Source organism: Rhizobium sp. AG207R (assembly GCF_027109195.1).
Lineage (GTDB): Bacteria > Pseudomonadota > Alphaproteobacteria > Rhizobiales > Rhizobiaceae > Rhizobium > Rhizobium dioscoreae.
The window spans coordinates 397,492-411,908 of sequence record NZ_JAEPVT010000003.1 but is presented as its reverse complement, the minus strand read 5'-3'; the positions used below and the strand labels follow the sequence as shown (position 1 = coordinate 411,908).

General features: G+C 59.6%; 14 protein-coding genes. 8 read left to right on the top strand and 6 right to left on the bottom strand.

Annotation, left to right across the window (positions count from 1 at the left end):
* Positions 1–5: 5 nt before the first annotated feature.
* Entirely contained in the window at positions 6–1,259 is a 1,254-nt protein-coding gene (ispG, locus tag JJQ51_RS09450; protein ID WP_113331449.1) for a flavodoxin-dependent (E)-4-hydroxy-3-methylbut-2-enyl-diphosphate synthase, read from the top strand.
* A gap of 24 nt (positions 1,260–1,283) precedes the next feature.
* Here the strand turns inward: ispG and JJQ51_RS09445 are convergent, their stop codons facing one another.
* Together JJQ51_RS09445 and JJQ51_RS09440 are read right to left on the bottom strand one after the other, a co-directional pair.
* Positions 1,284–1,925 (bottom strand): LysE family translocator, encoded by a 642-nt coding sequence (locus tag JJQ51_RS09445; RefSeq protein ID WP_113352728.1) that lies wholly within the window; start codon positions 1,923–1,925, stop codon positions 1,284–1,286.
* 233 nt (positions 1,926–2,158) lie between these two features.
* Complete coding sequence (locus JJQ51_RS09440; RefSeq protein WP_113352727.1) at positions 2,159–3,073, bottom strand: polyprenyl synthetase family protein; 915 nt, start codon at positions 3,071–3,073, stop codon at positions 2,159–2,161.
* 177 nt (positions 3,074–3,250) lie between these two features.
* Here JJQ51_RS09440 and mtgA point away from each other — a divergent pair, with 177 nt between their 5' ends.
* The 3 genes from mtgA (at position 3,251) to rpmF (ending at position 5,134) form a co-directional block, all read left to right on the top strand.
* The gene (gene mtgA / locus JJQ51_RS09435) at positions 3,251–4,000 is read left to right on the top strand and encodes a monofunctional biosynthetic peptidoglycan transglycosylase (RefSeq protein ID WP_162748824.1); all 750 of its coding nucleotides are present in this window, start codon (positions 3,251–3,253) and stop codon (positions 3,998–4,000) included.
* 128 nt (positions 4,001–4,128) lie between these two features.
* Positions 4,129–4,776 carry a glutathione S-transferase family protein gene (locus JJQ51_RS09430; protein WP_113352896.1) on the top strand — a complete coding sequence of 216 codons (648 nt, stop codon included), beginning with the start codon at positions 4,129–4,131 and terminating at the stop codon, positions 4,774–4,776.
* A gap of 172 nt (positions 4,777–4,948) precedes the next feature.
* Complete coding sequence (rpmF, locus tag JJQ51_RS09425; protein WP_003543812.1) at positions 4,949–5,134, top strand: 50S ribosomal protein L32; 186 nt, start codon at positions 4,949–4,951, stop codon at positions 5,132–5,134.
* 352 nt (positions 5,135–5,486) lie between these two features.
* Here the strand turns inward: rpmF and phaR are convergent, their stop codons facing one another.
* Positions 5,487–6,059, bottom strand: coding sequence for a polyhydroxyalkanoate synthesis repressor PhaR (phaR, locus tag JJQ51_RS09420; RefSeq protein ID WP_069611531.1), 573 nt, complete (start codon positions 6,057–6,059; stop codon positions 5,487–5,489).
* 241 nt (positions 6,060–6,300) lie between these two features.
* Between phaR and JJQ51_RS09415 the strand changes: the two genes are divergently transcribed.
* On the top strand, positions 6,301–7,482 hold the full coding sequence (locus JJQ51_RS09415) for an acetyl-CoA C-acetyltransferase (RefSeq protein WP_112724156.1): 1,182 nt from the start codon (positions 6,301–6,303) through the stop codon (positions 7,480–7,482).
* A 161-nt stretch (positions 7,483–7,643) separates the two neighbouring features.
* Positions 7,644–8,369: a beta-ketoacyl-ACP reductase gene (locus JJQ51_RS09410; protein ID WP_069611533.1), complete on the top strand. Its 726-nt coding sequence runs from the start codon at positions 7,644–7,646 to the stop codon at positions 8,367–8,369.
* 257 nt (positions 8,370–8,626) lie between these two features.
* On the opposite strand, the gene JJQ51_RS09405 is transcribed toward JJQ51_RS09410, so the two are convergent.
* The 3 genes from JJQ51_RS09405 to JJQ51_RS09395 all read right to left on the bottom strand — a co-directional run bounded on the left by JJQ51_RS09405 (position 8,627) and on the right by JJQ51_RS09395 (position 9,407).
* On the bottom strand, positions 8,627–8,800 hold the full coding sequence (locus JJQ51_RS09405; protein ID WP_176727992.1) for a hypothetical protein: 174 nt from the start codon (positions 8,798–8,800) through the stop codon (positions 8,627–8,629).
* 151 nt (positions 8,801–8,951) lie between these two features.
* The gene (locus JJQ51_RS09400; RefSeq protein ID WP_113389778.1) at positions 8,952–9,206 is read right to left on the bottom strand and encodes a YMGG-like glycine zipper-containing protein; all 255 of its coding nucleotides are present in this window, start codon (positions 9,204–9,206) and stop codon (positions 8,952–8,954) included.
* A gap of 45 nt (positions 9,207–9,251) precedes the next feature.
* Positions 9,252–9,407, bottom strand: coding sequence for a DUF3309 family protein (locus JJQ51_RS09395; RefSeq protein WP_075853478.1), 156 nt, complete (start codon positions 9,405–9,407; stop codon positions 9,252–9,254).
* Between the two features lie 1,266 nt (positions 9,408–10,673).
* On the opposite strand from JJQ51_RS09395, the gene JJQ51_RS09390 reads away from it, so the two are divergent.
* Entirely contained in the window at positions 10,674–13,814 is a 3,141-nt protein-coding gene (locus JJQ51_RS09390; RefSeq protein ID WP_269244613.1) for a helicase-related protein, read from the top strand.
* Between the two features lie 3 nt (positions 13,815–13,817).
* On the top strand, positions 13,818–14,222 hold the full coding sequence (locus JJQ51_RS09385; protein ID WP_113389779.1) for an RNA-binding S4 domain-containing protein: 405 nt from the start codon (positions 13,818–13,820) through the stop codon (positions 14,220–14,222).
* Positions 14,223–14,417: the final 195 nt, after the last annotated feature.

Genomic DNA, 14,417 nt, shown 5'->3' with positions numbered 1-14,417 from the left:
TTTCCATGTCGTCCGCCACCGATTTCGATCCGAAACCGCGCCGTTCCTCCGTTGCCGTCGATGTCGGCGGCGTGATCGTTGGCGGCGGTGCCCCCGTCGTCGTGCAGTCCATGACCAATACCGACACGGCAGATATCGATTCGACCGTCGCCCAGGTCGCCGCCCTCTACAAAGCCGGCTCGGAACTCGTGCGCATCACCGTCGATCGCGATGAAAGCGCTGCCGCCGTGCCGAAGATCCGCGAGCGGCTGCTGCGCCTCGGCATGGACGTGCCGCTGATCGGCGATTTCCATTATATCGGCCACAAGCTGCTCGCCGATCATCCGGCTTGCGCCGAGGCGCTGGCGAAATATCGCATCAATCCCGGCAATGTCGGCTTCAAGGACAAGAAGGACAAGCAGTTCGCCGAAATCATCGAGATGGCGATCCGCTACGACAAGCCGGTGCGCATCGGCGTCAATTGGGGCTCGCTCGATCAGGATCTTCTGACCGCGCTGATGGACAAGAATGCGGCGGAAGGTTCGCCGCTCTCGGCCCGGCAAGTGACGCGCGAGACCATCGTACAGTCTGCGCTGATTTCGGCGAGTCTCGCGGAAGATATCGGCCTCCCGCGCAACCGCATCATCCTCTCGGCCAAGGTCAGTCAGGTACAGGATCTCATCGCCGTCTACTCCATGCTGTCGGAGCGTTCCGACCATGCGCTGCATCTCGGGCTCACCGAGGCCGGCATGGGCTCGAAGGGCATCGTCGCCTCGTCCGCCGCCATGGGCTATGTGCTGCAGCATGGCATCGGCGACACGATCCGCGTTTCGCTGACGCCGGAACCGAATGGCGACCGTACCCGTGAAGTGCAGGTGGCGCAGGAACTGCTGCAGGTCATGGGCTTCCGTCAGTTCATCCCCGTGGTTGCGGCATGTCCCGGCTGCGGCCGAACGACGTCGACGGTCTTCCAGGAACTGGCGCAGAACATCCAGAACGATATCCGCAAGAACATGCCGGTCTGGCGCGAGAAATATCCGGGCGTGGAAGCTCTGAACGTCGCTGTCATGGGCTGCATCGTCAACGGTCCGGGCGAAAGCAAGCATGCCGACATCGGCATTTCGCTGCCCGGAACCGGCGAGACGCCGGCCGCGCCGGTGTTCATCGATGGTCAAAAGGCCATGACCCTGCGCGGCCCGAACATCGCCTCGGACTTCGAGGCACTGGTGACCGACTATATCGAAAAGCGATTCGGTCGGAAGAACGTCGCGGCGGAGTGATCCGCCGCTTAAAGCCGAGGCTGATTAGATATTGCTCGTCAGCAGCTTGATGCCGGCAAAGCAATAGAAGCCGGCCATGGCGCCCTCGATCCAGCGGCGGGCATTGCGATATACTTTGAGCGCATGCGATGTCGAAAATAGGATCGCATAGCCCATAAACGCCAGAAAACCCGTCGTGCCGCAGACGACGATGATCAGCACCGCTACGGAAGCGGGCGCGCCCTGCGGCATGCCGAGCGCGATGATGGCGAGCCATGCGAAGATCGCCTTGGGATTGGTCACGTGGATGCCGTAGCCACGCAGGATCAGCGATTTGAAGCTAGGCGCCTTCTGTTCCATCTTGGCTGTTTGCAGCTCGCCATGGGCGCGTACGGCACGGAATGCCTTGTAAGCGAGATAGAGCAGATAGATGCCACCGAAGATCTTCAGAACTTCCAGCGCCATCGCATAGGTTTGCAGTAGCGTCGCAAGGCCTGCCGCTGCGGCAATCGCCCAGGTCATTGATCCCCCGAAAATCCCGAGCGAAATCGTCATGCCGGCTTTGCGGCCATGGGTCATCGAGGTGCCGATGATGGCCATGATGGCGGGGCCAGGGCTAACGACGGCAATGATGTAGGCGATATAGGCCGGCAGGATCTGCGGAAGATAGGCAAGGGTTTCGTGCATGGAAGATTTCCCGGGGATGTCGGCCGTCGCGGAGAATTCAGCGTCTAAAGGCTAATACGGAACGGGACTGTGTCATAGATTGCGGCCGAAATCACCCGGCGCAGTTATGGATTCTTGTGATGGTGACATTTCAAGGCTGAATGAATGGCCATGGCTGAACGTGGCCATGGGCCGTTAGCCGCTGCCGAGCGGCTGGCTCACCCTCATGCAACACAATTGACGGTATTTCGGAATCAGCTCTTGCGGTTCGCGATGAAGCGGGCGGTTTCCGTCAGGATGCCTGCCTTGTCGCCATAGCCAGACAGCAGGTCAGCCGCTTCCTTCACCAGCCTCGCGAGCGTCGTTTCGGCCCATTCCTGCCCGTGCAGAGCGACCAGCGTGCCCTTGCCACGGGCGGCATCCTTGCCGGTTGCCTTGCCCATGGTGACGGCATCGGCGGTGAGGTCGAGAAGATCGTCTGCGAGCTGGAAGGCAAGGCCGATCTTTTCACCGAAGATCCGCAGGCGCTTGCGGTCTTCGGCCGAAGCACCAGCGATGATGGCGCCGGCCTCGCAGGCAAAGCGGATCAGCGCGCCCGTCTTCATCGCCTGCAGCGTGGTGATACCCTTTTCGTCGGGCGCTTCCTTCTCGGCCGCGAGATCAAGCGCCTGGCCGCCGGCCATGCCGCCGATGCCAGCTGCGCGCGACAGCGCCAGCACGAGCGCCATTTTCCGATCCGCCGGCAGCTCCGTCTCGGGGGCGGCGATGATGTCGAAAGCGTAGGTCAGCAGGCTGTCGCCCGCCAGGATTGCGGTCGCGTAATCGAAGGCGATATGCACCGTCGGCTGGCCGCGTCGCAGATCATCGTCGTCCATCGCGGGCAGGTCGTCATGGACGAGGGAATAGCAGTGCACGCATTCGAGTGCGGCACCGACCCTCAGTGCCGCCTCGGCATCGCCGCCGAGAAGGGCCGCCGATTCCATGACCAGGAAGGGCCGCAGCCGCTTGCCGCCGTTCAGTACGCCGTGGCGCATCGCGCTCAGCAGCCTGTCGGGGCGGGTGATCTCGTCATGGAGGCTGGTGTCGGCCAGCAGCCGGGTCAGCAGTGCTTCGGTCCTACCGGCATTGACCTTGAGGCGTTGTTCGAATGAGGTATCGGTGCTGTCCATGGCCGCTGTTTGGCATGAGAGGCGGTTGCTGGCAACGAGAATTGTCAACAGCCAGGGGGGGAATTGCGTCGCACTCTGGTCATCGCTTTGCGTAGACGGTATGACGAATGCAGCATCAGAGCGTTTCCCGGATACATCAAGGCGTGCCGGGATGGAGCGATCGTGGACGTCAGGCATTTGGACATATCGACGGACAGTGAGGAGGAGGAAGCCGAGGTGCCGCGACGCTCCTCCCTGTTGGCACGCTTCAGGGACCGTCCGTTCTGGCAGCGCATCGTCCTCGTCCTGATCGGCTTTTTGCTGCTCCCCTATGTCTTCATCGTCTTCTACCTGCTGCCGTTCATCCATCCTGTCTCAACCCTGATGATAGGTGATGCCGTCACCTTTCAGGGATATGACCGCCGCTGGGTCCCGCTGGAGAAAATCGCGCCGGTGCTGGTGAAATCCGTCATGGTCTCGGAAGACGGTCAGTTCTGCTTTCACGGCGGCGTCGATTGGGGGGAGATGCGGGTTCTCGTCGAGGAGACGCTGAGCGGCAAATCCACCCGCGGCGGCAGCACGATCCCGATGCAGACGGTGAAGAACCTGTTTTTGTGGAACGGCCGCTCCTTCGTGCGCAAGACGCTGGAATTGCCTTTGGCGGTCTCCGCCTCGGCCGTGTGGTCGAAACGCCGGATGATGGAAATCTATCTGAATGTTGCCGAATGGGGACCGGGCATTTACGGCATCGAGGCGGCGGCACGCTATCATTTCAAGGTCCCGGCCTCCAAGCTTACGGCACGTCAGGCGGCGCTTCTTGCCGTCTCGCTTCCCAATCCGATCGATCGGGTGGCAAGCAAGCCGGGACGAGGCCTCAGCCAACTCGCCTCGCTCATCCAGCGCCGCGCACGCAATGCCGACGCATATATCAAATGCCTTTATGACTGATATCAGAACTTGTCGTTCGATCGGCTTGTCGTCATCTGGCATCCTTGGCCGTGACGTAAGGGCGGGTTTGAATCATTTCAAATAATTCTTTCCCTTCGGATTCCGGCGCTGAAAAGGAAACAATGATCGTGGACAAGCTCACTCTCTATATCGGCAACAAGAACTATTCGTCCTGGTCGTTTCGACCGTGGCTTGCTCTTGAAGGGTGCGGCATTCCTTTTGAAGAGGTGCTGATACCTTTCGATTTTCCAGGTGGAAATCCGCGCATTCGTGAGGTGTCGCCGACGGGCAAGGTGCCGATGCTGGTTCACGGTGGTTTCAAGGTATGGGAATCCTTCGCCATCATTGAATATGCGGCCGAGCTTTTCCCGGATGCCGGACTTCTGCCGAGGGATCGCCAGGCGCGTGCGTTGGCGCGATCCTATAGCATGGAGATGATTTCGGGCTTCAGTGCCCTGCGTAACAGTTGCCCGATGAACATGCGCCGTCCGATCGCGCGCCGCGAGCTGCCAGATGCGGTGACGACGGATGTGGAGCGCATCGAAACAATCTGGCGCGAGGCGAGAGCCGTTTCAGGTGGGCCTTTCCTGTTCGGGAGCTTTTCCGGCGCGGATGCCATGTTTGCCCCTGTTGTTAGCCGCTTGGAGCGGTACGACATTGCGGTTGCGGCGGATACGCGGGACTATATGGCTGTTATGAAGGCGCTGCCTGCCTGGCAAAAATGGGAGGAAGCGGCATTGCAGGAAACATGGACCGTGCCGGAGGATGAGGACTGATTCGGCCTCGAATATCCGCGAATCTGGCGCGGCCGGCAAAAAATGCTATTTGGGACTGGTCAAAGCCCGGCAAGCCATGTATAAGCCCGCCCAATTTCCGAAATTGATGCATGTCTGTTTCGGCCGCCTTGCTGGCCGTGGACATGTTTCGTCCGTACATGGAGTAACGAGAATGGCTGTACCGAAGAGAAAAACGAGCCCGTCCAAGCGCGGTATGCGCCGCTCTGCTGACGCCCTGAAGGCTCCGACCTACGTCGAAGACAAGAACTCCGGCGAACTGCGTCGTCCGCACCACATCGACCTGAAGACCGGCATGTATCGCGGCCGTCAGGTTCTGACGCCGAAGGAAAGCGCATAATCTAGCGCTGCCTTAATGGCATGGATGAAAAGGCTGGCGGTTCGCCGGCCTTTTTGGTTTTGATCGGGGGGTGCTGAAGTGGATTATACGGGGGGAAAAACGCCGCCTCGCGGTATGGTGCGGCTCTGATATCCCCTTTGTCCCTTTCGGGACATCTCCCCCAAAAGGGGGAGATTATCGGGAGCATGCTGCCCGCTCTCACCAAACCGATAACTGCAGTTCCGCGGATTCGATATCCGCTTGAGGCGCGAGGATTCAGCAAGTTACCAATCTCCCCACTTGTGGGGGAGATGTCACGTCAGTGACGCAGGGGGTAAAACTCTCCAAGAATTCACGAGCGCGTTGCCATGCATCAAAGGCTATCCAGCTTGTTCTGCATGGCGCGGAGCTGTTCCTTCAATTCGTCGATGTCCTTGGCTTCGGCCTTGCGGCTTTCCTTGGCCGGCGGCTTCATGAAGGGCGAGAACATCTGCATGGCCTGCTGGAACATTTCGGTGTTGCGGCGGACCTGTTCCTCGACCATCTGCATGGGCAATTGCAGGTTCTTGCCGAGCGGCGTTTCGCCGAATGCGCGATTGATCTGCTCGCGCATCTGCGTCTGCTGCTCGGTAAACGCGCGCATCGAGTGCTCGAGGAAGCTCGGCACCACCATCTGCATCTGGTCGCCGTAATAGCCGATCAGCTGCCGGAGGAAGGAAATCGGCAGTAGCGTGTTGCCGGTCTTCGATTCCTGTTCAAAAATGATCTGTGTCAGGACCGAATGCGTAATATCTTCACCGCTCTTGGCGTCCTGGACGATGAATTCCTCGCCCTTCTTCACCATCTCCGCCAGGTCGTCCAGCGTCACATAGGTGCTGGTGCCGGTATTGTATAGGCGGCGATTGGCATATTTCTTGATTACGATCTGGCCCTCATTTTTTGCCATTATCAGTCTCCTGGCCCCGTCTGATTGTATGGAATATTCCTCCACTCCGGAGTGTAGACGCAAAAGAAGCTTGGTGACAATCGGTTTGTGCGATGCGGCAAGGCCTTTCCTTTGATTGGATTTTTTGAACGCGGTGACAGCTTCGTGAAATCCGCACGATGAAAATTCTTGCTGTTTGACTCAGAAGCAAAGCTTTGACAGTTTCGCCTCATATACGTGTCCATTCTGTGAGGAGGCTTCCATGAGCAGTTCATCCATCGTCGTCGCCAGCGCTGCCCGCACCGCTGTCGGTTCGTTCAACGGTGCTTTCGCGACCGTTCCGGCGCATGAACTTGGCGCGGCCGCGATCAAGGGTGCGCTGGAGCGCGCCGGTGTCGATGCCAAGGAAGTCGACGAAGTGATCCTCGGCCAGGTACTTCAGGCTGGCGAAGGACAAAACCCGGCCCGTCAGGCCGCGATGAAAGCCGGCATTCCGCAGGAAGCGACCGCATGGGGCGTGAACCAGCTTTGCGGTTCCGGCCTGCGTGCCGTGGCGCTCGGCCTGCAGCAGATTGCAACGGGTGACGCGAAGATTATCGTCGCTGGCGGCCAGGAATCCATGTCGATGGCGCCGCATGCCGCGAACCTGCGCTCCGGCACCAAGATGGGCGACATGAAAATGATCGATACCATGATCAAGGATGGCCTGACGGACGCCTTCTACGGCTATCACATGGGCATTACGGCGGAAAATATCGCCCGCCAATGGCAGCTTTCCCGCGATGAGCAGGATCAGTTCGCCGTTGCCTCGCAGAACAAGGCCGAAGCTGCGCAGAAGGCCGGCCGCTTCAAGGACGAGATCGTCCCTTTCACGATCCAGACGCGCAAGGGCGACGTCACGGTCGATGCCGATGAGTATATCCGCCATGGCGCGACGATGGAGGCCATGGCGAAGCTGCGCCCGGCCTTCGACAAAGAGGGTTCCGTCACCGCAGGCAATGCTTCCGGTCTCAACGACGGCGCCGCAGCGGCCGTGCTGATGACCGAGGCGGAAGCCTCGCGCCGCGGTATCCAGCCGCTGGCCCGCATCGTCTCCTGGGCGACAGCCGGTGTCGACCCGCAGATTATGGGGACCGGGCCGATCCCGGCCTCCCGCAAGGCGTTGGAGAAGGCCGGTTGGTCGGTCAACGACCTTGATCTTGTCGAGGCCAACGAGGCGTTTGCCGCCCAGGCCTGCGCCGTCAACAAGGACCTCGGCTGGGATACGTCGATTGTCAACGTCAATGGCGGCGCGATCGCCATCGGCCACCCGATCGGCGCCTCGGGCGCACGCGTCCTCAATACGCTGCTGTTCGAAATGAAGCGCCGCGGCGCCCGCAAGGGGCTTGCCACGCTGTGCATCGGCGGCGGCATGGGCGTCGCCATGTGCTTCGAAGCGCTTTAAAATCAAAAAAGTAGAGCAAGATGTCGTCCGAAAACCGCGGGACATTTTCGGCACCATGCTCTGAGGCGTCTTGAAGGGTATTTCCAGAAGAAGTGGTGAAAGCGGAGCGGGCTACCCGAGCTTCGGGCGTCCCGCCTCCGCAACAAAAAGGGGAGTGGCACATGAGCAGAGTGGCATTGGTAACCGGCGGTACGCGCGGCATCGGAGCCGCCATTTCGATGGCGCTGCACAATGCGGGTTACAAGGTGGCGGCAACCTATGCCGGCAATGACGAGAAGGCCCGGGCTTTCCACGATGTGACGGGTATCTCGGTCCACAAATGGGATGTCACCGACTATGAGGCGTGCGGCAAGGGAATTGCCAAGGTCGAGCACGATCTGGGCCATGTCGACATCCTGGTCAACAATGCCGGCATCACCCGTGACGCCATGTTCCATAAGATGACGCCGCAGCAGTGGCATGAGGTCATCAACACCAATCTCACCGGCCTCTTCAACATGACGCATCAGGTCTGGCAGGGCATGCGCGACCGCAGCTTCGGCCGCGTCATCAATATCTCTTCGATCAACGGCCAGAAGGGGCAGATGGGCCAGGCGAACTATTCCGCCGCCAAGGCAGGGGATCTCGGCTTCACCAAGGCGCTTGCCCAAGAAGGGGCCGCCAAGAACATTACCGTGAACGCGATTTGCCCTGGCTATATCGGTACTGAGATGGTGCTGGCGGTGCCGGAGAAAGTGCTGAACGAGCGCATCATCCCGCAGATCCCCGTTGGGCGCCTCGGCGAGCCTGAGGAAATCGCCCGTATCGCGGTTTTCCTCGCCAGCGACGATGCCGGTTTCATCACGGGATCGACCATATCTGCCAATGGCGGCCAGCTCTTCGTATAAGCAATTCCAGAAGAAGCGCAGGGCTTTCCCGCGCGAAGCTGCGTAAAGGCAATGAGATTGGAGCGGCTTGGAACTCTTGCGGGAGGCTGAGCCGCTTCAGGCCGTTTTGGAGCCAGATGCCGAAAAGTATCAGGGGATTTTCGGACGACATCACGCCTACTTCTCAGATTCCAGAGTGGATTCAGATTTTAGGCCGACTCGACCTAAAATCATCTGGCTCTAGGGGCGGATTAAGAGTTCCCAGTCCCGGCGTGCAATCATCCCCGGTTTGAATTTGCTTGCTGTCGCTGCCGTGGCTTGAATTCTAGAACGACGGCTTCAAGTGCGACCTGCTGCTTTTCCTTGCCGCGTGCTCTTGCCGCGCTGGCGAGGGCGTAGAAAGTCGTGCCGATGAGCACCAGTGCTGCAATGCTTGCGATGATTGCGGCCATGATGCGGTTCCTTTCTCAAAACACTGCTACCTTCCCGCGGTTCATGTCGCGGGAAGACGATTTTCCTGAGGGAACGGTTGTTCCGTGAGTTTGTTCCAGAGCGGGTCTGACCGGCCGGCCATCAAGGGTGATCGGTCAGCCGATGCTGGCTTTAGCGGCAGCGAGCTTCGTAACGGTGACCATACCGATCGCGGTAGATGCAATATCCGCGACGATCTTCCGAGCGTCCGATGAGGTTGCCGACCACACCGCCAGCGACTGCGCCGACAGCGGCGCCACCCCAGCTATGCGTGGCTACGCCGCCAATCAGCGCGCCGGTACCGGCTCCGATGGCCGTGCCTTTTTCCGTAGACGTGCACGATGCCAATGCGCCGAGGACGGCGATCGCGAGGATGATCTTCTTCATGGTGTAGCTCCCTAGTGTTGCGAGGTTTGAACAACAAACCGCGGATCAAATCCGTCCCATCAATAACAGAATAAGGACAATAACGAGAACAAGCCCGAGACCACCCGATGGGCCATACCCCCACGCCCGGCTGTAACCCCAGCTGGGTAGTGCGCCGATCAGCAGCAGAATCAGTATCACAAGCAATACCGTACCAAGCATGATGTGTCTCCTCCATGTCGATCGCTTGAATGTCCCGCCAATATCGCTTCCGATCCGACGTTATCCTTCCAGCGCTTCAGCTCAAATCCGTATCCAGGAATAGGCTGAGTTCCGCAATTCTGTGCAGATAAACTTGCGTGCTCGATAATTGTTCCGGCTAAGAAATAAAAATGCGAGTAGGCGGGGGCCCGGGCGCTTAGGGAAACGTTAGTGCGGCAACGTCATATCGCCGTCGCCGGAGCGATGGGAGATCCGTCTGTATGGTTAAAATATGATTAAAATACAATGGCTTGCGGTGAACGAAACGGGAAAGGCCCGATGTCTGTGATTCGTCGGCGATTCGTTCTCTATTTGGACTTGGGCTAACCGCGAGCCTCCTCCAGGTACGCCATCAAGGTGCCGGAAGGGCGAAGTGGAGCCCAGGTGAACCGCATAGATGGTGCTTTCGCCGGCCGATTGGTTAATTTGCTGCAGGTTTGTGGGAGGCTCGTCTATTCATGGCAGTGCTATTTCGCGATGCTGTTCCGACGAAATACAATATGTAGCCGTGAACGAATACGATACCTGCCTCTATCCGCGATTCGTCACCGATTCGTTCCGGCTTTGATCGATGTGTTAATGGCTGCAGCTATTGCGTGTATTTGCTGATTCGTTATAGCTGCGCTCGTTAAAAGGTTAATCACAATCGCAGATTCGGCCGGAATTCGGGTCTCAACCATTCAGAGTCCGGTATGTCCGTGCCAGGGAAGCACTAAATATTGTGGAGAACAGAAACGGAACCGCCTGGAATCCGCGATTCGTCTCCGATTCGTTCCGGCTTTGGCCCGGATGTTAACGCGATCCCTTGATTCACGCGAAACTTCATTATTTACAGACCATTAACCATAATGCGATCGGAAATTTCGCTGGCTGAGCATTCTCCGCTTGACTCCTTTTGCGCTGGAAAAGTTACGTAAACAAGATTCAGCATTTGGTGTGAATCTTTTCATTGAAATCCATATGTAGTCGTGAACAAATAAGGAACTCAGTGGAGTCAGCGATTCGTCTCCGATTCGTTCTCAAGCTGTTCCGGAATCGCCGGGACTCGCATGGGATGCAGCCGAAATGTAGCTTATGGTTGAGGCGATCAAATATGAAATCGGTTGTTGTCGTATCTGTTTTTTCATTCGGGTCTTGCCTTTGTCACATATGGTCGTCATCTGTTCGTTTCCTCCAGGAGGAACATGCTGATCGGAAGACGGTAGTTTCTCGCCCATGCACGGACCTATGACTCAGACTTCGCAGCCCATGATCCTGAGCGGACGCGGCGTAACCGCGGTGCTCGGACCAACCAATACCGGCAAAACCCATTATGCTATCGAGCGCATGGTGGCACACGGCAGCGGCGTGATCGGCCTGCCGCTGCGGCTGCTTGCCCGCGAGGTCTATACGCGCGTCGTCGAAAAGGTCGGGGCACACAATGTCGCGCTCGTGACCGGCGAGGAAAAAATATCGCCACCCAATGCGCGCTATTCGGTCTGCACCGTCGAGGCCATGCCGCGCGAGACGCGCGCTTCCTTCGTCGCCATTGACGAGGTGCAGCTTGCCGGTGACCTAGAGCGCGGGCATATCTTCACCGACCGTATCCTGCATCTGCGCGGCCGCGATGAAACCCTGCTGCTTGGTGCCGGCACCATGCGGCCGATTCTCGAACAGCTTCTGCCAGGAATTACCGTTCTCGAACGGCCCAGGCTGTCGCATCTCTTCTACGCCGGGCAGAAGAAGATCACGCGCCTGCCGCAGCGCACGGCGATCGTCGCCTTTTCCGCCGACGAGGTCTATGCGATCGCCGAGCTTATCCGCCGCCAGCGCGGTGGCGCGGCCGTCGTTCTCGGGGCGCTCAGTCCACGTACCCGCAATGCGCAGGTGGCCCTCTATCAGGAAGGTGATGTCGAATATCTGGTTGCGACAGATGCGATCGGCATGGGGCTCAACCTCGATGTCGATCATGTCGCCTTCGCCCAGGACCGCAAGTTCGACGGCTATCAGTTCCGCAACCTCAATCCGGCCGAGCTTGGCCAGATCGCAGGTCGTGCCGGCCGTCACCTCAAGGACGGCACTTTCGGGGTGACGGGGCAGGTGGACCCGTTCGATGACGAGCTGGTGCGCCGGATCGAGGGACACGAATTCGATATGGTCAAGGTGCTGCAATGGCGCAGCAAGGATCTGGATTTCGCTTCGATCGCGGCGTTGCGTGCAAGTTTGGAAGACGCGCCTCGCGTGCAGGGCTTGACGCGGGCGCTGCCTGCGGTAGACCAGCAGGCGTTGGAATATCTGTCACGCGATCTGGAGATAGTCGATCTTGCCAGCAACCCGGCTCGGGTTGAGAAATTGTGGGAGGCCTGTGCGCTTCCCGACTATCGGCGCATCACGCCTGCCCAGCACGCCGATCTCATTGCCGCCCTCTTTTCCGATCTCGTGCGCTATGGCACGGTGAAAGAGGATTTTCTGGCCGAACAGGTGCATCGCGCCGATCGGACGGACGGCGAGATCGACACGCTTTCGGCGCGAATCGCGCAGATAAGGACTTGGACCTATGTGTCGAACCGGCCCGGCTGGCTTGCCGATCCGACACACTGGCAAGAAAAGACGCGGGAAATCGAAGATCGATTGTCCGACGCGTTACATGAGAGGTTGACGAAACGCTTTGTTGATCGCAGGACATCTGTGCTCATGAAGCGCCTGAGAGAGAATGCGATGCTGGAAGCTGAAATCAGTGTGAATGGAGATGTCTTCGTTGAGGGACATCATGTGGGACAGTTGACCGGATTCCGGTTCACGCCTATCGCAGGGACCGAAGGGCCTGATGCCAAGGCTGTCCAGACGGCCTCGCAAAAGGCGCTGGCGCTGGAATTCGAGGCACGTGCCGCACGTCTGCATGCGGCCGGCAACGGCGATCTCGCGATCAGTGCCGATGGCCTCGTGCGCTGGCTCGGCGATCCCGTCGCGCGCCTGTCAGGCAGCGATCATGTCATGCGTCCGCGCGTCATCCTGCTCGCCGACGAGCAGCTGACCGGCAATGCGCGCGATCATGTCGCTGCTCGTATTGAACGCTTCGTGAATCACCACATCAGCACCGTCCTGAAGCCGCTGGACGATCTCCAGCGCGCCGAAGATCTGCAGGGCCTTGCCAAGGGACTGGCCTTCCAGCTGGTGGAGAATCTCGGCGTTCTGTTCCGCCGCGACGTTACGGAAGAAGTGAAGTCGCTGGATCAGGACGGGCGTGCCTCGATGCGCCGTTACGGCGTTCGCTTCGGCGCCTACCATATTTTCGTGCCCGCCCTTCTGAAACCCGCTCCGGCCGAGCTCATTACGCTGCTCTGGGCACTGAAGAATGACGGCCTGGACAAGCCCGGCTATGGCGATCTGATTCCGGTTCTAGCTGCCGGCCGTACCTCGGTCGTTACCGATCCTGGATATGAGCGCACATTCTACAAGCTTGCAGGCTTCCGGTTCCTCGGCAAGCGCGCGGTGCGTATCGACATTCTGGAGCGCTTGGCGGACCTCATTCGTCCGCTCCTGCAGTGGAAGCCTGGCCAGGCTTCGCGCCCCGACGGCGCCTATGACGGCCGTCGCTTCACGACGACGACCGCGATGCTCTCCATTCTCGGCGCGACGCTTGAGGACATGGAGGAAATTCTCAAGGGTCTCGGTTATCGCGCCGATTCGGTGAGGGCGGAGGAGGCTGCGGCCTTCCTCGCTCAGCAAGATGCGGCTGCAACGCCCGCCGCACCAGCTGAAGAAGCCGCAGCCGAGAAGGCCGATCATGATGATGCCGACGCTGCGACCGAAGAGCCGGCTAAGGAAACGGAAGCTGTTACCCAGGAAGCAGCTCCGGCTGCGGATGTCTCGGCTGAACCGGTTGCCGTAGCTACTGAGGCTGCCGAGGCTACCGAAGCTGGTGCCGTTGCCGCGGAAGCAGCCGAGCCCAAGCCGGTTCTGCTTTGGCGTCTGGGTGGTCGCAACGACCATCAGCAGCGCCAGGGTGGCCGGGGCCATGGCGATCGTCGCGGCCAGCAGGGCGAGGGCCGTGGTCACCAGGGCAATCGCCGTGGCGGCGGCGAGCAAGCCGCCGGTGAAGGCAATCGCGAAGGCGGTCGTGATCGTCGCGACGGACGCGACAATCGCGAAGCTCGTGGCGGCGACAAGGGTCCGCGCGGCAACCGCGAAGGCGGCCGTCCGCAGCATCAGGGCAACCGTGGCGAACGGGGCGATCGTCAGGAACGTGGCGACCGGAATGATCGTAACAATCGCGGCGCATCGCAGCCGCTGCGCTTCGAAGCCAAGCCGCCGCGCAAGGAAAAGCCGATCGATCCGGATTCTCCTTTCGCCAAGCTCGCTGCCCTCAAGGAGCAGATGAAGAAATAGGCCATGACGGACGAGAAACAGCCATTTTCCGGTTCGCGCCAGCGCATCGACAAATGGCTGTTCTTTGCCCGCATGGTGAAATCCCGTTCGCTGGCCCAGCTCTATGTGCAAAACGGCAGTGTCAGGGTGAATGGTGAGCGGATCGCCCAATCGAGCTTCGGCGTCAAGGCAGGCGATCGGATCGAGCTCTCGCTGGAGCGTCGCGATATTGTGTTGATCGTGCGGGCGTCCGGCGAACGCAGGGGGCCATTCGAGGAAGCCAGGCTGCTTTACGAAGATCTGACGCCGCCGCCGGATGAGACAAAACGTCTCACCCCGTTCGAGCAGGCGTTGCGCGCACCGGGCAGCGGCAGACCCACGAAACGAGATCGGCGCGCAATCGACCGCCTCACCGCCGACGACGATTAGAAAACTCTGCCTGTCGCAGGCGGTTTTCAAGATTGTTTATCCTTGAAATTGGCTGGCAAAGTGGATACCTCACGATCAACCTGCCGGTAACCCGCCGGACGGCGCGTTTGTGCGTGACGCATTCGTGTGCCCGTTCGGCTCCGCGGAGAGGTGCGACGTTCCAGGTTGCGCATCCGCGGGAACTAGAGACATTCC